The 23,239-nt window shown below is 60.0% G+C and carries 24 protein-coding genes and 2 pseudogenes; 14 read left to right on the top strand and 12 right to left on the bottom strand.

Annotated features, from left to right (window positions below; translation table 11 throughout):
- Window positions 1–21: 21 nt before the first annotated feature.
- The 3 genes from WA367_RS12860 to WA367_RS12870 all read left to right on the top strand — a co-directional run bounded on the left by WA367_RS12860 (window position 22) and on the right by WA367_RS12870 (window position 3,530).
- Window positions 22–978 (top strand): aliphatic sulfonate ABC transporter substrate-binding protein, encoded by a 957-nt coding sequence (locus WA367_RS12860; protein WP_442935587.1) that lies wholly within the window; start codon window positions 22–24, stop codon window positions 976–978.
- 62 nt (window positions 979–1,040) lie between these two features.
- On the top strand, window positions 1,041–2,582 hold the full coding sequence (locus tag WA367_RS12865; protein ID WP_336057176.1) for a sulfatase family protein: 1,542 nt from the start codon (window positions 1,041–1,043) through the stop codon (window positions 2,580–2,582).
- A 3-nt stretch (window positions 2,583–2,585) separates the two neighbouring features.
- Complete coding sequence (locus tag WA367_RS12870; protein WP_336057177.1) at window positions 2,586–3,530, top strand: formylglycine-generating enzyme family protein; 945 nt, start codon at window positions 2,586–2,588, stop codon at window positions 3,528–3,530.
- A gap of 209 nt (window positions 3,531–3,739) precedes the next feature.
- Here the strand turns inward: WA367_RS12870 and WA367_RS12875 are convergent.
- Window positions 3,740–4,885, bottom strand: a pseudogene (locus tag WA367_RS12875) (IS701 family transposase).
- 136 nt (window positions 4,886–5,021) lie between these two features.
- Here WA367_RS12875 and WA367_RS12880 point away from each other — a divergent pair.
- Window positions 5,022–5,441 carry a transposase gene (locus WA367_RS12880; protein WP_336057178.1) on the top strand — a complete coding sequence of 140 codons (420 nt, stop codon included), beginning with the start codon at window positions 5,022–5,024 and terminating at the stop codon, window positions 5,439–5,441.
- A 192-nt stretch (window positions 5,442–5,633) separates the two neighbouring features.
- Here WA367_RS12880 and WA367_RS12885 read toward each other — a convergent pair whose 3' ends face one another.
- Entirely contained in the window at window positions 5,634–6,668 is a 1,035-nt protein-coding gene (locus tag WA367_RS12885) for an IS110 family transposase (RefSeq protein ID WP_336057179.1), read from the bottom strand.
- 73 nt (window positions 6,669–6,741) lie between these two features.
- Here WA367_RS12885 and WA367_RS12890 point away from each other — a divergent pair.
- A pseudogene (locus tag WA367_RS12890) lies at window positions 6,742–7,344 on the top strand (IS630 family transposase); the annotation flags it as partial.
- On the opposite strand, the gene WA367_RS12895 reads toward WA367_RS12890, so the two are convergent.
- Genes WA367_RS12895 through WA367_RS12915 form a run of 5 tightly spaced genes read right to left on the bottom strand, consistent with a single transcriptional unit; the run spans window position 7,311 to window position 10,847 of the window.
- Window positions 7,311–7,619, bottom strand: a complete 309-nt coding sequence (locus WA367_RS12895; protein WP_336057180.1) for an FCD domain-containing protein — start codon at window positions 7,617–7,619, stop codon at window positions 7,311–7,313. The pseudogene WA367_RS12890 and the gene WA367_RS12895 sit on opposite strands and share 34 nt — an antisense overlap.
- Window positions 7,595–9,145 carry an IS66 family transposase gene (gene tnpC, locus WA367_RS12900; protein WP_336057181.1) on the bottom strand — a complete coding sequence of 517 codons (1,551 nt, stop codon included), beginning with the start codon at window positions 9,143–9,145 and terminating at the stop codon, window positions 7,595–7,597. Before tnpC ends, WA367_RS12895 begins: the two co-directional genes overlap by 25 nt.
- Window positions 9,146–9,199: 54 nt before the next feature.
- Entirely contained in the window at window positions 9,200–9,553 is a 354-nt protein-coding gene (gene tnpB, locus WA367_RS12905) for an IS66 family insertion sequence element accessory protein TnpB (RefSeq protein ID WP_336057182.1), read from the bottom strand.
- Entirely contained in the window at window positions 9,550–9,795 is a 246-nt protein-coding gene (locus WA367_RS12910) for an IS66 family insertion sequence element accessory protein TnpB (protein WP_336057183.1), read from the bottom strand. Before WA367_RS12910 ends, tnpB begins: the two co-directional genes overlap by 4 nt.
- Window positions 9,792–10,847, bottom strand: coding sequence for an endonuclease/exonuclease/phosphatase family protein (locus WA367_RS12915; protein ID WP_336057184.1), 1,056 nt, complete (start codon window positions 10,845–10,847; stop codon window positions 9,792–9,794). Before WA367_RS12915 ends, WA367_RS12910 begins: the two co-directional genes overlap by 4 nt.
- Window positions 10,848–11,056: 209 nt before the next feature.
- On the opposite strand from WA367_RS12915, the gene WA367_RS12920 reads away from it, so the two are divergent.
- The 7 genes from WA367_RS12920 (at window position 11,057) to WA367_RS12950 (ending at window position 17,477) form a co-directional block, all read left to right on the top strand.
- Entirely contained in the window at window positions 11,057–11,494 is a 438-nt protein-coding gene (locus WA367_RS12920; protein WP_336057185.1) for a hypothetical protein, read from the top strand.
- A gap of 29 nt (window positions 11,495–11,523) precedes the next feature.
- Window positions 11,524–12,480 carry a DUF3991 and toprim domain-containing protein gene (locus tag WA367_RS12925; protein ID WP_336057386.1) on the top strand — a complete coding sequence of 319 codons (957 nt, stop codon included), beginning with the start codon at window positions 11,524–11,526 and terminating at the stop codon, window positions 12,478–12,480.
- Window positions 12,481–12,603: 123 nt separating this feature from the next.
- Window positions 12,604–13,626, top strand: coding sequence for a DUF1419 domain-containing protein (locus tag WA367_RS12930; protein ID WP_336057186.1), 1,023 nt, complete (start codon window positions 12,604–12,606; stop codon window positions 13,624–13,626).
- Entirely contained in the window at window positions 13,623–14,450 is an 828-nt protein-coding gene (locus WA367_RS12935) for a carbohydrate ABC transporter permease (RefSeq protein WP_336057187.1), read from the top strand. Before WA367_RS12930 ends, WA367_RS12935 begins: the two co-directional genes overlap by 4 nt.
- 2 nt (window positions 14,451–14,452) lie before the next feature.
- Window positions 14,453–15,247 (top strand): glucosamine-6-phosphate deaminase, encoded by a 795-nt coding sequence (gene nagB, locus WA367_RS12940; RefSeq protein ID WP_336057188.1) that lies wholly within the window; start codon window positions 14,453–14,455, stop codon window positions 15,245–15,247.
- A gap of 656 nt (window positions 15,248–15,903) precedes the next feature.
- Window positions 15,904–16,425: an amidohydrolase family protein gene (locus tag WA367_RS12945; protein WP_336057189.1), complete on the top strand. Its 522-nt coding sequence runs from the start codon at window positions 15,904–15,906 to the stop codon at window positions 16,423–16,425.
- Entirely contained in the window at window positions 16,407–17,477 is a 1,071-nt protein-coding gene (locus tag WA367_RS12950; RefSeq protein WP_336057190.1) for an ABC transporter ATP-binding protein, read from the top strand. Before WA367_RS12945 ends, WA367_RS12950 begins: the two co-directional genes overlap by 19 nt.
- 30 nt (window positions 17,478–17,507) lie before the next feature.
- Here the strand turns inward: WA367_RS12950 and WA367_RS18195 are convergent, their stop codons facing one another.
- Both WA367_RS18195 and WA367_RS12960 read right to left on the bottom strand, forming a co-directional pair.
- On the bottom strand, window positions 17,508–18,290 hold the full coding sequence (locus WA367_RS18195; protein WP_442935588.1) for a GntR family transcriptional regulator: 783 nt from the start codon (window positions 18,288–18,290) through the stop codon (window positions 17,508–17,510).
- A gap of 96 nt (window positions 18,291–18,386) precedes the next feature.
- Complete coding sequence (locus WA367_RS12960) at window positions 18,387–19,067, bottom strand: TRAP transporter large permease (RefSeq protein WP_336057191.1); 681 nt, start codon at window positions 19,065–19,067, stop codon at window positions 18,387–18,389.
- A gap of 457 nt (window positions 19,068–19,524) precedes the next feature.
- On the opposite strand from WA367_RS12960, the gene WA367_RS12965 reads away from it, so the two are divergent.
- Window positions 19,525–21,189, top strand: coding sequence for a hypothetical protein (locus WA367_RS12965; protein WP_336057192.1), 1,665 nt, complete (start codon window positions 19,525–19,527; stop codon window positions 21,187–21,189).
- Here WA367_RS12965 and WA367_RS12970 read toward each other — a convergent pair.
- Window positions 21,186–21,392: a hypothetical protein gene (locus WA367_RS12970; RefSeq protein ID WP_336057193.1), complete on the bottom strand. Its 207-nt coding sequence runs from the start codon at window positions 21,390–21,392 to the stop codon at window positions 21,186–21,188. The genes WA367_RS12965 and WA367_RS12970 overlap by 4 nt on opposite strands.
- A 157-nt stretch (window positions 21,393–21,549) precedes the next feature.
- Here WA367_RS12970 and WA367_RS12975 point away from each other — a divergent pair, with 157 nt between their 5' ends.
- The gene (locus WA367_RS12975; RefSeq protein WP_336057194.1) at window positions 21,550–21,744 is read left to right on the top strand and encodes a c-type cytochrome; all 195 of its coding nucleotides are present in this window, start codon (window positions 21,550–21,552) and stop codon (window positions 21,742–21,744) included.
- Between the two features lie 64 nt (window positions 21,745–21,808).
- Here the strand turns inward: WA367_RS12975 and WA367_RS12980 are convergent, their stop codons facing one another.
- Together WA367_RS12980 and WA367_RS12985 are read right to left on the bottom strand one after the other, a co-directional pair.
- Window positions 21,809–22,579 (bottom strand): hypothetical protein, encoded by a 771-nt coding sequence (locus WA367_RS12980; RefSeq protein WP_336057195.1) that lies wholly within the window; start codon window positions 22,577–22,579, stop codon window positions 21,809–21,811.
- A gap of 29 nt (window positions 22,580–22,608) precedes the next feature.
- A partial coding sequence (locus WA367_RS12985; RefSeq protein WP_336057196.1) for a hypothetical protein occupies window positions 22,609–23,239 on the bottom strand: 631 nt, incomplete at its 5' end.

The raw sequence follows: 23,239 nt of genomic DNA on the forward strand, positions 1-23,239 counted from the left end.
TTCAAGGAGGAGTTTGTGATGATTACCAAGAGAAGTCTCATGGGTGCTGCAATAGCCGCCGTTCTGGCGGCACCGCTTTCGGCCCAGGAGTTGGAGGAAATCCGCATGGGGTACATCGCCGATTATTTCGGTGCATCCATCGCGGCCATCGCCACGGAACAGGACCTGTGGGAGAAGTATGGTCTGGAGGCAGAGCTCTCCGTCTTTACCAATGGTCCCATTCAGGTTCAGGCGCTCAACGCGGGCTCGCTTGATTTTGCTTATATCGGGCCGGGTGCCCTTTGGCTGCCCGCATCCGGTCAGGCCAAGGTGATTGCACCGAACGCTTTGGGCTACACTGATCGCGTGATCGCTCAGCCGGGCATCGAAAGTATCGAAGACCTTGCTGGCCTCCGGGTCGCAGTCCCTGAAGGCACCTCTGGCGATATGCTGCTGCGCCTGGCCCTCGAAGAGGCTGGCATGAGTACGGATGACGTGGAAATCGTCTCCATGGATCCTTCCACCGTCGTCAGTGCCTTCGCCTCCGGGCAGGTGGATGCCGCCGGCATTTGGTATCCTTTTGTTGATGTGATCAAACAGCGCGTGCCTGACCTGAACGAGCTGAGCTCGAACGAGGCATTCTTCCCGGAAATCGCATTCCCGTCCTCCTTCATCGTCAGCGATGATCGCGCAGGCGACGAAGAGGTGATCCGGCAGGTTGTGGCTGTCATCAAAGAAGCCAACGATTTCCGCCGCGATAATCCGGAAGAGGCTGTCGCGATTACGGCTGCGTTCCTTGGCGCACCGGAAGAGCCGCTCCTGGCGGAATCCAAACTTGCTCGTCTTCCTAGCAGCGCAGAATATGAGGAACTGAGCGAAGGTGGTCAGGTGGCCAATTGGTTCGGCACCCTTGCCGGCCTCTATGAGCAATTCGGCAAGATCGAAGATCCGCTTCCTGCCGATGAGTTCTATCTTGGTCAGTTCTACACTGACAACTAAGATCCGGATATCGCCCGTTCCACTCCTTTATGGGACGGGCGTGCCAGCATAGGAACGTTTCGATGACCCGCCCCAACTTCCTCTTTATCATGTGCGACGATCATGCGGCGAACGCCATTTCGGCCTATGGATCGGGGCTGAATCACACGCCCAATATTGATCGGCTCGCCCAGGAAGGGATGCGGCTGGATCATTGTTACGTTACGAATTCTATCTGCACGCCCTCGCGCGCGGCGATCCTGACGGGCACGCATAACCATGTGAACCTTGTCACGACGCTGGACACGCATCTGGACAACCGTTTGCCCAACGTGGCCAAGCATTTGCAGGCCGCGGGCTATCAAACCGCGATCTACGGCAAATGGCACCTTGGCGAAGGGGCGGCGCATGAGCCTACCGGCTTTGACGATTGGCTCGTCGTGCCGGGCCAGGGCGAATATTTCGACCCACCAATGATCGGGCCCGATGGCGAACGGGTCGAGCCGGGCTATGCCACCGACATCATCACCGACAAGTGCCTTGATTTCCTCAAGGCCCGCGACAAGGACCGTCCGTTCTTCATGATGTGCCACCACAAGGCGCCGCACCGGCCCTTCGTGCCCCATCCTCGTTACGATGACCTTTATGTCGACGACCTGCCAGTGCCCGACACCTACAATGACGACTACACAGGCCGCGCCGAAGCGGCCGCCGCCGCCAAGATGCGTGTGCGCCAGGATATGACTTATGAAGACCTTGGCCTTGTCTTGCCTGAAGGCGGAGCGGAGATCGGCGAAAAGGAAAAACCCGGCAGCGACATGCGCAAGATTCCCCATGATCACCGGGGCCTTGAGCTGATCGACCGAAAGACAGGCGAACGTTACACATTTGAGACCAAAGAAGCGCTCGATCACTTCAAATACCAACGCTACATCAAGCGCTACCTGCGCACGGTCGCGGCTCTGGATGACAATGTGGGCCGCATGCTGGACTGGCTGGAGTCCGAAGGCATCGCCGAAGATACCATCGTCATTTACACGTCCGATCAGGGCTTTTTCCTCGGCGAACACGGCTGGTTCGACAAACGGTTCATGTATGAAGAGTCGCTGCAGATGCCCTTTCTTGTGCGCTATCCGGCGGGGATCAGGCCCGGGACCGTGTCCAAGGACATCGCTTGTAACGTCGACTTCGCGCCGACCTTCCTCGATTACGCGGGCGTGCCGGTGCCGACCTATATGCAGGGCGCGTCCCTTCGCAGTCTGTTCGAAGGCGACGCCGGCGCGAATTGGCAGGAGGTGGCCTATCACCGCTACTGGATGAATATGGACGATATCCACAACGCCTACGCCCATTACGGCGTCCGCTCGGCGCGCTACAAGCTGATCTACTGGTATGCCGAGGGACTTGGCCAGATTGGCGCTAATGATGGTGATGCGCAGCCCGAATGGGAGCTTTTTGACTGCGAGGCAGATCCGCATGAGCTGACAAATCTGGCCCATGACCCTGCCCATGCTTCGATTTTCGAGGAGATGCTGGGCAAACTCGACGCCAAAATGGCCGAGATTGGGGATGTTCCGCGCCACGACAGCAAGGCGGTGATTGCCAGCCTTCAACAGGCTGCCTGACCTATGGGCTGCTGCGGCCCTCAGCGGCAGGCGCTTGACGCGCCTGGCCAGCCCGCGGTTCCTGCAGAGATCATTGAAATCGCCGACAATACGCCCCCGGCCCGTAAACGCTTTGAGGGTGGCAGGGCCCAGACGGGTACGGCGCACCCGGTGATCCACGGGGATGGCGAGGGGCTGATCCGCACCCACCGTCTCAAGCCCTTTGAGGTCGACACGGCCCCTGTGACCAACGCCCGTTTCGCAGGCTTCGTCGCGGCCACAGGCTACGTCACCGTGGCCGAACGGCACGGCTGGGGCACGGTCTTTCGCGGGCTGCTGGACGATCCGACACGCGAACCGCCGGGTGGTGGTGGGGCGCCTTGGTGGGGCATCGTCCGTGGCGCATGCTGGTTTGCGCCCGAAGGGCCCGGGAGCTCTATCGAGCATCGCGCCGACCACCCCGTGGTGCATATTGCATGGGAAGACGCAAAGGCTTTTGCGACATGGGCAGGCGGACGCCTTCCAACCGAAGCAGAATGGGAGCACGCAGCACGCAGCGGCGCATCAGATGACCGCCGCTTCCCCTGGGGCGAGGCCGAGCCGGACGAGACCGACTTCATGCCTGCGAATATCTTTCAAGGTAAATTTCCAATGCAGAACACCGCCGCTGACGGTTGGGCGGGGACCTCGCCCATCGGTTTCTTTCCGGCAAATGAGGCCGGGCTTTTTGATATGGCGGGAAATGTCTGGGAATGGACAGCAGAGCCATTCCGCATCCGCTCATCATCCAAGGCGGCAAAAGCGCGAAACACCGCTTCGCGCGCTGAAAACCAAAAGCTCATGAAAGGCGGTAGTTTCCTCTGCCACATCAGCTATTGCTACCGCTATCGAATCGCTGCGCGTATGGCACTCGCCGCAGACAGCGGTGGCTGCAATTCCGGCTTTCGGATCTTTTACGACGTGCATTGATTGCGCGATAGATGGTGCTCCCACAGCACCAAGGGCGCAGGTTCGCTTGGGTTAGCATTACAGTTGCGTTTTTGATTTGAGGTGGGCTTGTCGAGCTGCGGCCTGATGAGCTCTTCGCCACAGCGACCATGCGATGATGTGGGCGGGTTGGATGCGTCGTCGGGCAAGGCGCGTGGCGATGCGTCGGATTTCCTGGATCGACCAGCGGATCAATTGCCGATTTTGCGTCTTGCGCGCCGCATCGTTTTTGGGGGCGGCATGGCGTTGGCACGATGGCGAATGACGGCCATCATGGCGAAAGCGAGCATCACCAGCGAGACGTGGCGATGCCAGCCATGCCAGGAGCGGGTTTCGTTGTGGTCGAGGCCAAACTCGTTCCTGGCGGTCTCAAAGCTGTCTTTGATCGCCCAACGATGCCCCTCCACCGTCACCAGCTTTTCCATGGATGTGCCAACCGGACACCAGGTCGAGAAGAAGGCGGGATCGCCATCGGCGATGTTGCGGCGGATCAGCAGCCCGCGCGTCCAGATGCCGGCGAAAGCCGCATCGAAATCATCGGCATCAAGATCGGCGAGTTTGAGATAGGCCCAATCATGCAGTCGCGCGCCTTTGGTGCGATCGCCGGCCGATAGCCGTCGCCAGGCATTCTCAGGTAAGGTTTCAGCGATGTCATTCGCCGTTCCGGCAACGGCCAGCGGTTTGCCCCATGAGCGAAAGGGATGATTGGCGTTCACGCCCAGTACATAGCCCTTGGCTGCTCGTTTGAGCGCCATTTCGATGTCGCCAACGCCATAAACGCTGTCGGTCGCCACCCAGGAAAACGGCACGTTCGAAGCAATCGCCCGCTCAATCATCGTGAGCGTCAGTGCCGGCTTGGTGGCAAAGCGGACGGTTTCCGGCACATGGGCTGCCGCCAAGCGATCTCGGTCATCCGTCCAGGCCTTCGGCAGATAGAGCGCCCGGTCGATGAAGGCATGACCATGCCGAGAAACATAGGACGCGAACACGCCAATCTGGCAATTGGTAATCTTGCCCGCCGATCCTGTGTATTGCCGACCGACCCCGCAGGACGCCTTGCCCTGCTTGAGAAAGCCCGTTTCATCAAGCACGAGGACGGCATCAGGATCGCCTGTTGCCGCCAGGGGCCGGGATCGCCTGCCGCTTCCGCACGCATCCATCCCGTCTTGCGTCTTTCTTCCCCCAGCAAGCCGTCCAAAAACCGTCCCGCTGATGCCGCCACACGCTCCTGCGTGAACAACGGGCGCATCCGCGCCTTCACTTCCCGCAACGAAGACGCCCAAAGTTCAAGTGTCGCCTCGACCGATGCACCTGCCATCCCATGACCTCCGAATCATGGAAACTCATGGATCCAGACGCCAAGAGAAAATGCAACTGTAATGCTAGAGCATCTTCGATGAACGCAGAGTCGGTTTGAGGATTCCCGGGTCGTTCGTTGTCTGATTCACTACTGCAGGTGATTTGCAGGAGACGATGATGACGAGGAGCTTGAGCGGCGACCTTCGCGGTCGGGTGATTGCGGCGATAGAGGGTGGGGTTTCGACACGGGAGTCGGCGCGTCGTTTCCGGATCGGAATCTCGACGGCCGGGGCCTGGTACCGCCGCTATCGGGAGACCGGCGAGACGGAAGCTCGCAAGCAGGGCCAGCCGTCGCGCTCAAAGCTCGATGCGCACGAGGCCTTCATCCTCGGCCTGATCGAGGAGGCGCCGGACATCACCCTTGCCGAGATCGGGGAGCGCCTTGCCGCCGAGCGCGGCGTGGAGGCTGCACCCTCGACGGTGTGGCTGTTCCTCGACCGGCGCGGCATCACGTTCAAAAACGTATGGCCCGCCCCGTTGGCAAGTCGGTTGCGTCAGGCTTTGTTCGGTCGTGCACAAACGTATCCGGCGTAGCGGCACGTTGGCCCTCGCCATGATGGAGATCCGCGCGTCCTGGTCCTCATAAAAGCTCCGGCGTCAATGCACCGTTTTTTGAACCAGGTTTCCAGGGACGCGGGTGTTCGACCCTTCCGGCCATCAGCCTCCTTCCGCCAACCTCGCTTAGCTACGGCTCCCGTTTCTGGTGCCGCAGCAGATCCTTTTGTTTCAGGCCGCCACGGCCTGTCCCCATCCATGTTCGAAGCTGATGCCGCGCCGTAGGCTCGCCCAGGCGATGCGGGCGAGTTTGGCGGCGAGCGCGACAATGACGACGTTGCGATGGGCTCGGGACAGAAGGCCTCGAAGCCACTCACCCAGAGGCGTCGCCTGTTTGGAGAGGCTCGGCAGCGCCGCACGCGCCCCATGGATCAACAACATGCGGAGGTAAGTGTTCCCGCGCTTGGTGATGCTGAGCAGCCGCGGCTTGCCGCCGGTCGTCATCTGCTTCGGCACGAGGCCGAGCCAGGCTGGCATGTCGCGCGCCCGGTGGAACGCCTCGCCGTCTCCGACGGCCGCAACCAGCGCGGTTGCGCCAAGGGCGCCGATGCCGGGTATCGAGGTCAGCCGGCTCGCTGCTTCGTCGGCATGTGCATGCTCGGCCAGATCGCCGTTCAAAGCATCGATCCGCTCGTCGAGGGACAGCCACTCGGCGCGCATGTCCCCGATGAGCGTCAAGATGCGGGTCGAAAGGTCTGAAGGCGGCTCGGCGAGGAACGGATCGATTTCCCGTTCAAGAACCTTGCGCCCCTGTCGGAAGGTATATCCACGCTCGAGCAGGATCGCCCGCAACTGGTTCAAGAGCGCCTTGCGCGCTGCCACCAGACGAGAGCGTGCCCGGTGCAGGGTCTGCAGGTCGAGCCAGTCTTGGCTCTTCAGCTCGACGAAACGCATGGTCGGCCGCGTCGCTGCCTCGGCAATCCCCGCCGCATCGTTGTCGTCGTTCTTTTGTGCGCGGACGTATGGGCGGACATACTCGGGCGACATCAGCCGGACCTCATGCCCTTTCGCGGCAAAGAGGCGGCCGACATGATGCGCACCGCAGCACGCCTCCATAGCGACGGTGCAGGGTGAAAGCCTACCGGCAAGCTCGGCGAGGGTCGCCCGCCTTACGCGCCGGCGCAGAACGACCTGCCCCTCCGCGTCCAGGCCCACCACGCTGTTCAGGTTCTTGCCCAGGTCAATCCCAAGGGTCACGATAGTCATCGGCTCGCTCCTTCCTCTCAAACACACCGGCACCATAACTCGGAGCCGGCGGGAGGGGCGGGCCATCCCATAAAAGACGGCGCACGCCTCGGAGCAGCAGCGCGCAGACGTCCTTCGCCGCCGCATAGCCTGGTTCGACGGCCAGCTCGATCTCGATCCCGAGAAGCTGATCTTCATCGATGAGACCGCGGCATCCACGAAGATGGCCCGGCTGCGAGGGCGAACGCCTTGCGGCGAGCGATGCAGGGCGGCCGTTCCCCACGGCCACTGGAAGACGACCACCTTCACCGCCGGCCTGCGGCTGTCCGGCATGGCGGCGCCGATGCTGCTCGACGGCCCTATGAACGGGCCGGCCTTCCTGGCCTATGCCGAGCAGGTTCTCGCACCCGAGCTTCGGCCCGGCGATGTCGTGGTCATGGACAATCTGCCGGGCCACAGGATCAGCGGAGTGCGCGAGGCCATCGAGAAGGTCGGGGCGCGGCTCCTGTTCCTGCCGCCATACTCGCCCGACTTCAACCCGATCGAGATGGCCTTCTCGAAGCTCAAGGCCCTGCTCAGAAAGGCCGCCGCTCGAACCATCGACGAACTCTGGTCGGTAGTCGCCGATTGCCTCTCAGCCTTCACCGCTGAGGAATGCCGGCACTACTTCGAGGCCGCCGGATATGACCCGGAATAAGTCGAATCTGCTCTAGATAAATGTGATCTCATCAGTCCGGCAGCACGTTGGTTGTCGGCATTTTCCACTGCGTCCAAAATTTGCAGATGCTCGTCACAGGACTCGCGCATCCGCTCGAATGTCAGGCTGGAGAACAATGCCAGCTCATTCAGACGGCGCAGATGGTTTTGATGTTCGACCGCTCGCTTGATGAAGAGGTTGTTTGAACAATCGGCCAGCATCGTAAGCGCCGTCTGCGGCCCACCGGGTTTCAGCTTGACGGCGTGAAGTTCCATGGCAGGAGCTCGTCGATCCGGCTTTTCGGATGGCCGGCGGCGATGGCCTCGAGGGCCCTCTTGAGATAGGCGAAGGGCTCGGCGTTGTTGATTTTCGCGGTCTCGATGAGCGATGCGATGCGGCCCCAGGTGCGTCCGCCCTCGTCATGGCCGGCGAACAATGCATTTTTCCTGTTCAAGGCAATTGGCCGGATCAAATTCTCGACACTGTTGCTATCGATCTCGACACTGCCGTCGTGGAGGAAGGTCTGCAAACCGTCCCAGTGACGATGGATGTAGGCAAGGTTCTCGCCGAGGCGGGATTTGGCGGATACCCGGAGGCGTTGCACTTGTAGCCAGTCCCCGAAGGCGGCAACCAGAGGCGCGGTGCGGGCCTGCCGGGCCGAGAGCCGCTGCCCGGGCGCCGTTCCGCGGATATCAGCCTCGACCCTGTAGAACTCGGCGATCCGGCGCAGGCCCTCGGCGGCGATCTCGGAGCCGTCGCGGTCGAACACTTCCTTCAGTTTCCGCCGTGCATGCGCCCAGCAATGCGCCACGCGGATCGGCTCGCCGCCCTTACGGGAGGGGTGCGTCAGGCGGTTGTAGCCCTGGTAGCCGTCGAGTTGCAGGACACCGTCGAAGCCACGCAGGATTTTCTCCGCGTTCTCTCCGCGGCGGTCGGGCGCATAGAAGAAGACCACGCCAGGCGGATCGTCCCCTCCCCAGGCGCGGTCGTCGCGGGCCAAGGCCCATAGATATCCGGTCTTCGTCTTGCCGCGGCCCGGATCCAGCACCGGCGCCGTGGTCTCGTCCATGAACAGCTTGGTCGACACCTTCAGATGTTCGGCCAGCCGGTCGACCACGGGTCCGAGGTGGAACGCGGCAGTGCCGACCCAGTCAGCCAGCGTGCTCCGATGGATATCGATGCCCGACCGGGCAAGGATCTGGCTCTGCCGATGCAGGGGCAAATGATCCGCATACTTGCTGACCAGAACATGCGCGATGGCACCTTCCGTCGGCAGGCCGCCTTCGATGAGGTGAGCCGGTGCCGGCATCTGGGTGACGCCGTCTGTACAGGCGCGGCAGGCGTATTTGGGGCGAACGGTGACGATCACGCGCAACTGTGCGGGCACGATGTCCAGTCGCTCCGTGCGATCCTCGCCGATTTTGTGCATCACCCCGCAACCGCAAGGACACTCAAGACTGGCAGGTTCGATCACACGCTCGATGCGCGGAAGGTCTTTCGGCAGGTTGCCCCGATTGCGCCGCGCCGGACGGCGGGTTTGGCCTTTACAGGAGAGCTCCGTGTCCTGGCTTTCCTCAACCTCGGAGATGGCTGTCTCGAGGTCTTCGAAAGCCAGTTGCCGTTCGTCTTCGCGGAGCTTCTCTGACCTTTTGCCGTGAACCGCGTGGTTCAACTCGGCGATCAGGTGCTCCAGGCGCCTGTTGATCTCCTTGAGCGCATCCCGTTCGCGCAGCACCGCGGCGACAGCTTCACGCTGGTCGGCGGGGATCGCGGAAAGGTCGATGGCAACAGTGGAAGGCATGGGCCCAGAATAGCCCGATGCCGCTTCGGATGCCCGCCATTTTCGACACCTGATTCATTCTGCCGCAGCCGGAGAACGAGCCTCCAATGCCTTCACCTTGCGCCAGTCCAGGCCCGAGAACAGCGCCTCGAACTGGGCATGGTTCAGCGACATCACACCATCCCTTATGGCGGGCCAGGTAAAGGTCGTATCTTCCAGGCGCTTGTAAGCCATGACCAGGCCGGTGCCGTCAAAATACAAGAGTTTCAAACGGTCGGCGCGCCTGGACCGGAACACAAAAACCGTGCCGGTGAACGGATCCTTGCGCAACACGGACTGGACCAAGGCACTCAGCCCATCATGTCCTTTTCTGAAGTCGACCGGCCGCGTCGCCACCAGGATGCGCACCCGGTTCGAGGGGAAAATCACAACCCGCGCCCAAGGGCACGCACGATCCCGGCAATCCTGTCCGGGCTTGCAGAAGCATCCAGCCGGATCGTGGTTCCCCCATGAATGATCTCCACTGCAGCCCGCGCCCCAGCATCCTCTTCAACGGATGCTGGGGGCGGTTCCAGAACGGCCGGTACAAACTCGGCTCCCGGAAGATCCGGCACCACAAGTTTGCCTTCCCGCGCCAAACGCCGCCACGACGAAAGATGGTTGGGCTTCATACGCCATTTCCGGTTGCAGGATCAAAGCGTCGAGGGGACACATACCCCTGGCTGTTGGTCTCGATTTGCTGGACCGATCCAACAAACGTCCGAAACGCCCCCAGATTGGAAAACCAGCCCGACGTCGACGGACGCTCGGACAGCATATTCTCCGAGGCGAGGACGAAATCGAGATAAGACCAGGTGAACCAGGTCCCGAAACTGTGATCGGCGTGCTTGTTGCTCCCCGGCTCGTCGCAGCCGGCGCGCACCTCGGGCGGCACGCCCCAGTTGCCGTGTCGAACCATACGCTCGAACAGGGCGCCCTTGGCCTCGCTGCAATTGAAGTTGAAATCACCGCCCGCGATCGCAAGAGCGTCTTCGGGAAGAAGCGCGCGGATGCGGTTGAGCTCCGCCATGGCATGCTGGCGACAAATCAACGGATTGCCACCGGAGGGGAAATGGACGCCGAAGACGTGCAGCACCTTGCCGTCGGGCAGTGACAATGGGGCCTCGACAATGTCGCGCGTCCCCCCGCACAACTCCGCATCATCGCCAAAGTCAATCCGATGGGCGGCGGCCGGCGCGGCCAGCCCCAAACGGCTGAGGATCGCCACGTCGATGCCGCGGTCTTCGGTGACGGACGTCGTATCGAGCTGCACCAGCGTGTGATAGCGTCCGCCCTCGGACAGCCCCGCGTTGAGGCGCTCGATGATGCCCAGGTTTTCGGTCTCCGGCATGACGACGATATCCGGCGAAGGTGTCGCGGCAGACAGCACGCCCGTCAGTGCGCTCAGCTTGCTGGCCAGCACCGTCTCGTTCCAGTCGAGCGAGATGCATTGCCGGACATAGAAGTCGCTGTCGTTGTTGGTACGGCAATTGGCTTCGTGATCCGGGTTCGACTGCTTGACGGTCAGAGGCAGGTAGGTGTCGTCACCGGTATTGGCAGGATCGTCCTCGGTGTCGAACAGGTTCTCCGCGTTGAAGGCCATAACGGTCACGCGGTGAAACTCCTGGGCGTATGCCGATGCGGACACGCCGATCAGCATGAGGCTTGCGAGCGCAAGGGCCACGAAAATGCTCCTGATCATGGCGGACAGTCCCCCTGGTCGGCTTTACAAATCCCTGCTTTGCTTATGGTTCTGGCATGTCGCCTGTGTGACGCAAGGGTCGGGCGTCCCCCTTCGGGCCGGGCTGTTGGCAAAGCTGAAGCCCCGCTGCGCGGGTCTTCGCCCATGGGGCGGCCATCCCTGACGCGGGAGGGACCAGAGGAAGGGGGGCTATGATCGTCGTGATCCGCCGGTGGCTAAAACACCGATGTGCAATCCGTCGCCGCTGGCAAGCCGATGCCCGTCGCCTCGTCGCGGCCGAGGAGGCCAACGCCTACTATGAGGCACAGCGCCGTGCCGCCCGGGCACGCGTTCGCGGCGAGACAGCCGAATTCTATCACTGGGCCAAGGTCGCTGCCGAGATCGCCCGCATCTCTCCGCAGGCGAAAATGGACATCGAGATGGTGACCGCGATCGTCGCCGAGGAAGAGCGACGCAGCGGATGTGCGTGCCGCTTGCGCGCTGCGCCCGGCAAGGGAGGCTTCGCCGCGGCGTGCCGGATCGGTCCAGCCCCGCACATCTGCCGGGTTGCCCGCCGCGCCCTTGCCCGTCTTGCTCTTCGCGGCGTGCCGATCCTCGTCCCGGAAATACCGGGAGCGGGAATCGGATAAGAGGAGCGCGCGAAGGCGCAGGCGAGATGATGGAAAAAACAGACCTGGAAGAGCTGAGAGGAAAGGTGCCCTGCAGCGCCGTGCTGGAGGACGCGGGGTTCGCGCTCGATCTCAAGGAGAGCAGCCGCAAGGCGATGAAGTACCGCCGCGCCGGCGAGATCGTCATCGTCATTCATGACGGCAAGGGCTGGTTCGATCCTTTGTCGGATGCGAAGGGCGACGTCTTCACCCTGGTGGAACATCTCGACGGCATTCCTTTTGCCGCCGCGCTCTATGTAGTGGCCGGACTGGTCGGCTTTGTCCCGACCGAACCGGTCTGGAGACGCGAGGCTATCGACCGTGCGCCCGACATGACGATCATCGAAAGGTGGCGGGTCCGGCGCAAACCCTGGGCCGGCTCGGCGACATGGCGTTATCTTCGCGACACGCGCCACATCCCTGAACGTGTCATCCGGAAGGCCATTGCCGGGAACGTGCTGCGCGAGGGCCCGAAGGGCAGCATGTGGGCCGGCCACACCGATTCCGCCGGTCAGGTGACCGGCTGGGAGGAGCGCGGTCCCGATTGGCGCGGCTTCGCGACCGGCGGCGCCAAGATGCTCTTCCGTCTTGGCCGGTTCGATGCGATCAGGCTCTGTGTCACCGAGGCGGCGATCGACGCCATGAGCCTGGCTGCGATCGAAGATGTTAGATCGGACACTCTCTATCTCAGCACCGGCGGCGGCTGGGCGCCGGCCACGGCCGAGGCCCTTCGCGCACTGGTCCACCGGACGGGCGCCCATCTTGTGGCGGCCACTGACAACAACGCGCAGGGCGAGACATACGCCGGCCGTCTGCGAGACCTTGCGGCCGAGGCAGAAAGCGGGTTCGAGCGGATGTGTCCTGCGGCGGATGACTGGAATGCGGAATCGAAAGGGAGGGAGAAGCCGAAGGAGGATGGCTGCCGCATGCCCGCCGGCCGCCTCAAGGGTGACGCTTCGCCCGGCTGACGCCGGCCCTTGACCCGGCCGGACAGAGAGCGGCCGCTCGAGAGGGGTCCGGAAGGGCTGAAGACGATTGCGACGTCGAGAGGATGAGCCGCGCTCCAGCCCCGGAGGCCAAGGAGCCAACCCATGACCCTCTCTCCCATCCGCAAGATCTATTTCGGCGTTGCCGATCGCAGGCAGATGTTCCGTCTGTTCGATCGCCACGCCCAGCGCCCGAACCGTTGGCAGAACGACGACGACGCCCTGTTCGCGGGCGAATGGTTCGAGATCGCCCGGCCCGAACACCATTACATGCTCGATATCCTGCCGCCGCTCTGGATGCGCGGCGAGATGTTCGCCCTGGGCGAATTCCTGACCGGCAGCATCACCAGCGTGTTCTATGCGCTGCGCATCAACGGGGCGGACCGCTACTTCCATGCCTATTGCGATCTCGCGCGGTCGGGTTCGCCCGTCGAGATGCGCGACGCGATCGTCGAGCGGGAGCGCTTCTCAACCCGGTTCGGTCTTTTGACTGCAGCGCTCGAGACAGGGCTCGGTCTCTTCCTCGCGGTCTTTCTTGCTCCACTCATACAGCGCCGGTTTTGGCTGATGGCGGTGCTGATGATGCCGATGATCATCGCACCATCGCTGATGGGCCTCATGTACCGTCTCGTGCTGCACGAATTTGTCGGCCCGCTGCCCTATTATCTCTACGAATATTTGGGAGCGAGCCCGAGCTTTCTCAGTCCGAAATCGGCCTTCACCACACTGGTGGTCATAGAAACCTTGCAATGGACGCCGTTCACGCTTTTGCTCTTCTATACCGCCTATTCAACGATCCCGAACGACATTCGCGAGGCTGCGCGGGTTGACGGGACACGCGGCTGGCGGCTCTTCACCCATATCGAGCTTCCAGCCCTGCTGCCGACACTGGTCGTGGCTTTCGGCATACGCTTTATCGACGGCTTCCGCGTGTTCGATAATATCTATGTGCTTATCGGATCGGGTGCAGGTGGTTCCAGCACCTCGCTTTCGATCTACATCTATACGGCCTTCTTCAAGGCCGCGGATATTGGCAAGGCCCTGGCGGCCTCGGTCCTTCTGTTTATCGCTGCCTTCGCAGTTCTCTGGCTGATCGCGCGACTTGCAAAGAGGAGGGCGCGCACATGAATGTTCCTAACATTGCGCGCTGGGTTGTCTTCGTGGTGGCCGCATTCGCGATGAACTTCCCTGTGATCGCCACCCTTGTCACCGCCTTCAAGACCCCGGCCGATATTGCGAGCAATGCCAGCCTGATCCCCACAGCCGTGACGTTTGAGAATTTCAAGACTGTTTTCACCGTCTCCGACCGGTTGAACATCTGGGCCTATCTCTGGAATTCGCTTTCCGCCTCGCTTATCGGCGCAATCCTTCCGATACTGCTGAGCCTTCCGCTGGCCTATGCGATTGCGCGACGCGATTACGGACGTGCGGTGCTTCTGCCGCTGGTGGTCAATCTGCGCGCCATGCCGCTCATCATCTTCGCGATCCCGCTTTACATGATGTACCAAACGCTGGGTTTGCTGGATACGCGGATTGGACTGGGCCTCATTCTGGCGGTCGTCAATCTGCCCCTGGCGCTCGTGCTCTTGGTCAACGCTGTTGCAGAAATCCCGCGCGAGATCGATGAAGCGGCGCTCATGGACGGCACGCGAACGAAACGCATTCTGAGCCATCTTGTTCTGCCTCTGATCCGCCCTGCATTGGCAACCACCTTCGTCTTCGGCTTCATGACAGCATGGAACGAGTTCCTCTTCGGGTTGATGTTGACCACACGCGCTGCTGTGCCTGTTACTGTCGGTGCGTCCTTCTTTTTCTCTGCGGGTGGTGGGGGCGTGCAATGGGGTGTGGCGGCTGCTGTCATCGTGGTCGCGTCGGCACCACCGGTGTTGCTGGGACTCTTCATGTACCGCCAAATCGGGCGTTCTATGCTGGCTGGCGCGGTGAAAGGTTAATCATGGCGACCATACTAATCCACCCAGACATGCGGTCCGCGATCATAGCCACGGCGGAACGTTTGTTGCTCACAGCCAAGGCAAAACCCGGTGCCGTACTGGGACTGGCCACCGGCGGCACGATGGAGCCTGTCTATCAGGAACTCGTGGAGCAGGCTGCTAGAAAGCGCCTGTCATTTGCCGGCCTGACAACATTCAATCTCGACGAATATGTGGGACTGGCGGGAGACCATCCGCAGTCCTATCGAAGTACGATGAACCGCCTGTTGTTCGATCACGTGGACCTTCCGCGCGAACAGACACATCTGCCGCGCGGCGACGCCGAGGACCCTTCGGTCGAGGCGCGAGCCTATGAGGCGGCGATCGAAGCAGCGGGTGGCATTGACCTTCAGCTTCTGGGCATCGGCCGCAACGGCCATCTGGGCTTCAACGAACCATCATCCTCGCTTGCATCCAGTACACGCATCAAGAAGTTGGCCAGCTCCACGCTGAAGGCCAATGCGCGGTTCTTCGGTGACGATGAGCGAATGCCCACTCATGCTATCACCATGGGTATCGGAACGATCATGAGGGCGCGAAAGCTCCTGATGCTGGCCATCGGAGACAGCAAGGCGGATGCGGTTGCAGCCGCACTCGAAGGTCCGGTCACGACATCCTGCCCCGCCTCGATCCTGCAGTTCCACCCCGATGTGACGGTTGTTCTCGATCAGGAAGCTGCCTCCTGCCTGAAACTGCGCGACTTCTATGAGGATATCCATCCTGGCGGACAGGAGGTCTATTTTGCCGGCACCCGCTGAGTATCTCATCGAGGCCTCCAAGCTATTTCCCGGAGGGGGTGAAAACCCGCTCTCGGATTGCACGGTGCATGTGCGCGACGGCGTGATTGCAGGCGTAAATGCGTCCGCGGGTCTGGAGAACTTGCCGCGGATCAGATGTTCCGTCCTTGCCTCCGGTTTCATCGACATTCAGATTAATGGGGCAGGTGACTGTCAGTTCAACGATGCGCCTGAGACCCGAGCACTTGAACGCATGGTTGCAGGGGCGGCCAAGGGTGGAACGGCACATCTGCTCGCGACCTATATTACCGCCCCCGGCTTCTGCTACCGACAAGCGATGGACGCGGTGGAGCGCGCGACGAGGGAGAAGCAGCCGGGGCTACTGGGTCTCCACCTGGAAGGTCCCTTCATCAGCCCCGGGCGCCCGGGCATACACCCGGCCGAGGCCATTCGTCCTCTGGATGATGAGGATTTGCATGCGCTGATTGCATCGAGACCGTTTCCCCGACTCATCACGGTTGCGCCGGAGGAATGCGCGCCAGGTAGAATCGAATGTCTCGCAAAGGCGGGCTGGCGCGTCTTTCTAGGCCATAGCCTTGCGTCATACGACTTGATCCAATCGCGCATAGCCGAGGGCCTTTCAGGCGCAACGCACCTCTTCAATGCGATGCCCCCTTTTGGTCGGACGGGAGCCGGGTCCGGTCGGTGCCGTTCTTGACGGCAGCTTACCGTTTGCCGGGCTGATTGCCGACGGCATCCATGTGCACCCGGCCAATCTTGCACTCGCATATGCGTGTGCCGGACCTGACCGTCTTTGTCTTGTCAGTGATGCCATGCTGACGCTTGGCGGAACCACCACCGAGTTCAGAATCGGCGACAAGCGTGTCCAACTGCGCGATGGCAGGCTCGTGGATGATCAGGGCACGCTTGGCGGTGCGCATCTGGCGATGGATGAGGCGGTACGCAATATGATCCGGCTGACGAATGCGCGCCCGCAGGATGCCCTGAGCATGGCCTCCACCACGCCCGCGCGGGCGCTGGGGCTTGATGGTCAGCTGGGGTTTGTCCGACCCAATTATCGCGCCAGTTTCACCGTCTGCGATGCTGATTTGAAAGCCCGTGCGACCATCAGTGACGGCGTGCTTCTGCACTACGAGACCGACAGCTCCCAGGAGGACCAATGGGCAGTATTCAGCTGAAGAACGTCAGGAAGGCTTTCGGCGATCTGGAAATCATCAAGGGTATCGACCTTGACGTGAAGGATGGCGAGTTCATGGTCTTTGTCGGCCCATCGGGCTCTGGGAAGTCAACGCTTCTGCGCCTGATTGCGGGACTGGAAGAGGTTACATCCGGTCATATCATCAGCGATGGCAGTGATGTGACAGCGCTGCAGCCGTTCGACCGGCATATGGCGATGGTTTTCCAGTCTTACGCGCTATATCCGCATATGACGGTCCGGCAGAATATCGAGTTCGCGCTGAAGACCGCCAGGATGCCAAAGGACCAAATTGCCGAGCGTCTAAAACAGGCTACTCGCGTCCTCAAGCTGGAGCCCTATTTGGATCGAAAGCCTGCTGCCCTGTCTGGTGGACAGCGCCAGCGGGTGGCCATTGGGCGGGCCATTGTGCGCGAGCCCAAGGCGTTCCTGTTTGATGAACCGCTTTCCAACCTCGACGCGGCGTTGAGGACTGACACGCGCCTCGAGATAGCAAAGCTTCATCGGGCACTCTCCGGCACGATTATCTATGTCACTCATGATCAAGTGGAAGCCATGACGCTTGCCGATAGAATTGCGGTTCTGTCGGAAGGTCGCCTCTTGCAGTGTGACACTCCCGAAGCCCTCTATGAGCGTCCGAAAACTCGCTTCGTTGCTCAGTTCATCGGCAGTCCCAGGATGAACATCCTGGCTGCCTCAGGCGCCGACGGAAAAACGGTCAAACTTGGAAATACGACTATCGAGGTGCCGGGGCGCTATGAAGGCGTCGTCACCGAACTTGGGGTTCGGCCGGAACATTTGTCCATTTGCGCGACAGATGCTGGATTCCTGATAGGTCGAGTGGATCATGTGGAATATCTGGGCGCTGATGCCAGTGTCCTGGTCAAACTCGCCGATGGTCAGCTTCTAACCTTGCGAGGAAAGGGCCGCACCATGCCAGCTCAGGGCGATGAGGTGGGGCTGCGTTTCGATCCTGATGATATTCATCTCTTTTCCGCAAATGGAGAAGCTCTTCGCTGCTTCGCAATGACATAAGGTGAGATGGCTGCGCCGTCGGTGACGATATCAAGCCTGAAGACCAGTCGAGAAATCGTAGAATGCGCCATTGTATCGGGTTTCGGTGAATTCGACCGGACGCCCGTTCGCCCTCAGACAGCGTCGCTCAATGACAAGCATTGCCGCACCGGGTTTCGCTCGCATCAGTTTTGCCTCTTCCGCGGACATGATGTCGGCACGGATACGCTGCCAGCCTGTTACTGGTGCGGCATTCAACTGATGTAGAGCGGCATAAAGAGAATCGCCAATCAGCTCAGGTGACGCAATGACGTCTCCAGGCAGAACCGTCTGCTCGATCGCAATCGGCGTACCGTCTGCGGTCCGCAAGCGCTTGAGGCGCAACACCTGATCTGTAGGTTGTATTTCCAACGCTGCAGCCTCAGCCATCGATGGCAGTGCCCTTTCTCGGTGCAGCCACTTGTAGCCGGGAACCATTCCCCTTTGTCGCATTTCCTCCGAGAAGCCAGTTAGGTTTGTCAGCGACTTTTCAATTCGTCCTACGACATGGGTCCCAGACCCATGTTTGCGTTGCAGTAGAGCCTGGTCAACCAATTCATCTATTGCCTGACGTATGGTGCCGCGTGAGATTCCAAGCTGTTCTGCCAACTGCCTTTCGCTTGGCAGGCGCGTGCCTTTTGGAAGCAAGCCCCGAGAAATGTGCTGTTGGATTGCCTGAGCGAGGCGGCGATAAATAAGTTCATCCTCAGCGCTTGCATCTCTGAGAGCTTCACGAAGTGAAAGTACAAGCTCTTCTGACAGGTCAACCTCCCTGGATAATGGCGTTTCGATGATTCTATCAGCACCGTTGCGGAATTAGGCTAGCGATGCGAAGAAATCCATTGGGTTGAAGTCGATCTCTGCTCTGGGCTCGTCCGGTGTTCAAGCCTATCACTGCATGAGGCTTCGAAGGCCAGTGGCCAGTACCGGGAAGAAGCATACCAAAAAGAGAACGATGATGGGAGGAAGAAGCCAAGGCAGGATGGCTTTTGCCAGCTTTTGGTAGGGGGTGTCCCCCACCTGCGCAACAATAAATAAAGCCATGCCTATTGGCGGTGTGAGAATGGAGATCTTCAGGTTCAGTACGATTATTATCCCAAAGTGAATTGGGTCGATATCAAATCCCAGAGCTATGGGTACCAGGATGGGGACAACGATGAGGAGAATAACCAGTGACTCAATGAACATTCCAAGTGCGAAGACCATCAGGTTCACTGCAATCAGGAAGCTCACGGGCCCGTCTGAAATTGATAGGAACAGAGACGCGATCTGCTGGGGAGCCTGTTCGCGCGCAAGGACATAGCCAAGCAGTGACACGCCAGCGATGATCATCGCTATACTGGCGGACGTAGTGGTTGTTTGATAGATCGCATCCCACAGTCTGCGCAAAGTCAGTTCGCGGTAGAAGATAAGGTCGATCAGGATTGCATAATCAACCGTGACGGCGGCCGCTTCCGTGGGCGAGAACCATCCACTGAAAATGCCGCCAACAATGACAGCCGGGGTTAGGAGCGCGGGAAACGAGCGGACCAGCAATCCTGATACTGTCCGCTGTACGATGGCGGCTTCCACCTGATTGCGTAGTATACTTGCATGGCAGAAAGGGAAGACGTGACGCTGCCGCCCCAGAGCCTTGTTTCGAAGTGTCGGCTATCCGGTTCCAAAAAAACGGCCTGAACGAATGAATCGGGTGCACAGCGGTCACTCGGTACCCCCGGTACAGCGTCCGCTCTCAGGTTGATAGGTGAACTTTATCCGCGACGCGTCCGACTGGCGGCGCCTTGCCGTCGAAGTGCTGCGACCACATGAGCGGTCGCTATTCCCGCTTCGCGGTCGGCAAGTCGTCATGAAGAAGAACACACCTCGTTCCAAAAATTCTCTCTTGCGGGGCGTCCGGTAGGTTTTGGTACGGATGCTCGATTTAGCTTATAGTTGACCTAAGGGAAACGATGCGTAGCGTAAACCGTAATGGGGGATGAAGTGGATGTCAGCGTAAATGCGCAGGAAGTTCAAGCGCAGGGAGAGTTCGATGAAGCGATTCTCTATAGCTGTCTGCTTATGGAGCAGCATTACTGCCCTGATCTTTAGCTTGGTGGCTAGCGCTTCGCTAGCTGAAGATCGCAAGCTCTTCAAATGCACATCAGAACCTGTTGAGCACGCTCATATTCTTGGCGAGAAGATGCAGAGCGGAGCCCTTGCGGCACGCGTGTTCCTCGTGCGTTTCTCGCCGAAACACAAGGTTCTACAGTTCGATCGAGAAATGGTTGAAATCTGGGACCAACTCCGACTTTGGGAACGAGCACTGGATGAAGCGCTTGCGGATCCGACCGTTTCCGCTGAGATCCGTGACCGGGCCAAAAATGACGAAGCAACGGCGAAGTGGATGGCCTTCCTCTCTCGCTACCACCGCGCGATCGCTAAGTTGGAGGAGGTCGATACGACTAAGCGAGACACCATCGACGCCGCGATCGAATATTATGTCGCCAACTTGGCTTCATGGCGCCGGCAGGTGGTAAGCCCTCAAAAGTATCGCAGCCTTTTGATCGGAACGCAGCACAATTATGAGACGAAGCGCGGCTTACCCGGCTGGCAGGCGTTGTTACAAGCGGCGCATGCCGTCGAGAACCATATCGATCAACAGGCCGGCCAGATCGTCACCGAGGCGAATATCAAAGCTCTCCACCTTCAAGCTCGGCGAGACTGGCAGCTGCGGCGAGCGCTTAATCAGGCAGCGATAGCGGACGAAGATTTCGATGAGCGCCTTTTGGGCCACTACATCTCTCATCGCCAGCTTTCGCTGAACTGTGCCAGCTACATCTACCGCAACGAGATCGTGATCGGTGCCAATCTGAATATTCGCCGGCTACTAGAATGGCTTCCGGAGATTCAGATCGACGGGTTGGACCTACGAGTGTTTGGGTTCGAGACACGCGATTGGCAGATTTCTTTGTTAGCTAAGCCGAATTTTTCGGGTTGCTATATCTTCATTGAGAACAAGAGCGACAAAGCTCGATCTATGTCACTTCAAGATGGGGGATGTGCTGGTAAGCCGACCGCCCTAGGCGACAAAAACCTTACTTCGCTCCAGGCGCGGCAGGCGGCCTTATTCGAAGATTACAGCGTTCTTGATGTCACGGACTGGATGCTCAACTGGGCTGAAGTGCCCGAAATTCTCGCGGGTCCGACAGTAGTGCGGTATCTGCGGTCGAAGGGAGATTTCTTCGAGACACAGGCCACCGGCGCCTATGATATCGACATTACTACGGTCCATACGTCGAAAACCATCGAAACTCGCAATGGCATCAACACCTTGACCGACAGTTCTACTACCGAAACAAGACACAGTTATACAGCACGGACGATCGACGTCATGCTCGGACCAGATGAGATGCGCCTTGTTTTCCATGGTACCGGGCGCGAATGGCAGTGCTTTCACGGCCTGGTAGGGAAGGGACGCACCCAGCTTCTCGATGCGACGTTCCTCGATTACAGGAAGCCGGTCGATCGGGTGATCTTCAATACTGGAGCTTGTCCTGGTGTCATCTCAAGCATGTTTGTCAACAGTGATGCCGTCGATGGATTATTCGGTGTCATACTTCAGGGACATTACATGAAGGAAATGAACGGGCTGATCAATATTCTCTCGCGCACGGTAATCGAAACAGTTGAGGCGCTGGAGAAAATAGAACATTAGATCACGCCGCGAAAGTGGACCTCAAAAGTATGTTTCAAAGTTTGCATCCCAATCACCGTTGCTGGCCCGATACCCAGTGCGAAGAGGACCGTACCTAAGCCAAGCGTGCCGCCCAAAGCCCAACCGATTGCAACGACCGTCAATTCGAGAAAGGTACGCACCAGTGCGATGGGTTGACGTGTCACGGCCTGAAGCCCGGTCATGAGTCCATCTCTGGGTCCCGGGCCAAGGTTTGCGACTAAGTATATCGCCCCACCGAAACCGGTCACGAACACACCGGCAAGTGCAAGCGCTGTATTCGCAAGGTAGGTTTCAAATCCGGACATATGTGGCAGCACGAATTCCAGCACCAGCGCAACTATGATCGCGTTGAGAATCGTTCCTAGACCGGAGCGCAGCCTGGCGGGCGATGAGCGGATGCAGGCAATGCCCGCATTCGGCGACCTCCTGAGTGACGAGGAAATGGCAGAGCTGGTGAATTATCTCCGCGTGCGATGGGGCGGCCGACCTTCCGATGTCGACGCCGACCGCGTGAGGGAAGTTCTGGGAGAATAGGCGGCTCCGTGTCCTCCTTTCGAGCAGGTCGTGCGGATCGCCCGAGCTTCAGAGCTTGCGAACCTCACGGAAAAGACCAGCCGTCATGTTCCACGCGGAAGATGCGGACGGGTGCGCCTGGTTGGGAGGGGTCGGCGCGCAGGCGGAAGGTGGCTGTGTGGGAGCGTCCGAAGTTCACGATGTCCACGTGGATGGTGATCATGCCGCGCAGCATTGGCTGGTCCGGATCTGCCTTCGGCTCGCTCACGCTGCCCGAAAAATCCTGCGCGCCGTAGATTGGATCAACCTGTACCGGCTGGGACAGGATGTGGTTCACCAATTCCGTGGAAAAGTAATCGCGCGCATGCGCCGGGTCGAGAGGATGGCCGACTACGGACCCCGCGGGATCGGCAGCCTCATAGAGCCTGCGTATTAGGTCGCTTGCCTGTGCGACCATGTCCTTGCCGTCGTCCATCTTTTCCCCGGCCGAACTTGAGCTCACCGCCTGGCCGTGATCCGGCATGAGGTAGTTCTGCGCAACCCAGCCCGTCTTTATCAGGTCCGCCGAGCGCATGAGGCACCACGGGTTTGGCAAGGCTTCGATCTCGGCCTCCGTCATCCGCGAAAAGTGCTTCATTGTGTAGAAGGGAACACAGGTGACAAGCTGCAGGCCTCGTTCATCATATGCGAAGGTCTCGATCACGGGGAAGTTGGTGCCCGGACCCATGCGCGCGTTGAGAACATCATCGGCAGAGACGTTCGTCACGCGCCAGGCATCGGGGCCATGTCCATCGATTTCAGCCCGGGCAAGAGGAATGGAGAGGAAAAGCAGGAGAAGCGATGCGGCGGCGGACATGCACCGCATTCTTTTGCACATCCACATCGTCAACGCACCTCCACGATCGCACGACCCATTACGGATTTTCCGCTAATGTCGAGATACCGCACCTCGTAGCGACCAGCATCATCCGGCATGACCAATTCAATGCTGTTCTCCTGTCCGACGCGGTGCGTGACGATCCAACTGAAATCGGCCTGATCGGCCCGGGCCAGCGCGATACGCTGGTCGGTGCCTTCGGAACCACCAGTCCAGGAGATGGTAATCGTTTCACCGGTGCCTGCCTGCGCGGGAACCTTCAGACCGGCGCCATCGTCGAGTGGGGCCGCAGCATCCACAACCTCAAGCACACTGTCGGCAAGTGTGCGTGCACCTTCCTGCAGCACATATCTGATCTCATACAGGCCAGGCTCCGCCGGAGCTTCCAGCTCGCCTTCCAGCTTCTCACCCACACGAAGATAATCGCCGTAACTTCCCTCATCCGCACCTGCCGACACGATGGTGATGTAGTCACGCGGATGAATGATCCGTGTCCACTCGATAGCGATGGGTGCACCAGCGCGAACCACATCCGGGCCCGTGACCGATACGTCAGCCTCGACAACCTCGATTGGCGTTGACGCGAGAACGCGCTTGCCCTCGTTCAGGACATAGCGCACCTCGTAAAGCCCGGGCTCG

Source organism: Nitratireductor sp. CH_MIT9313-5 (assembly GCF_037029545.1).
GTDB lineage: Bacteria > Pseudomonadota > Alphaproteobacteria > Rhizobiales > Rhizobiaceae > Chelativorans.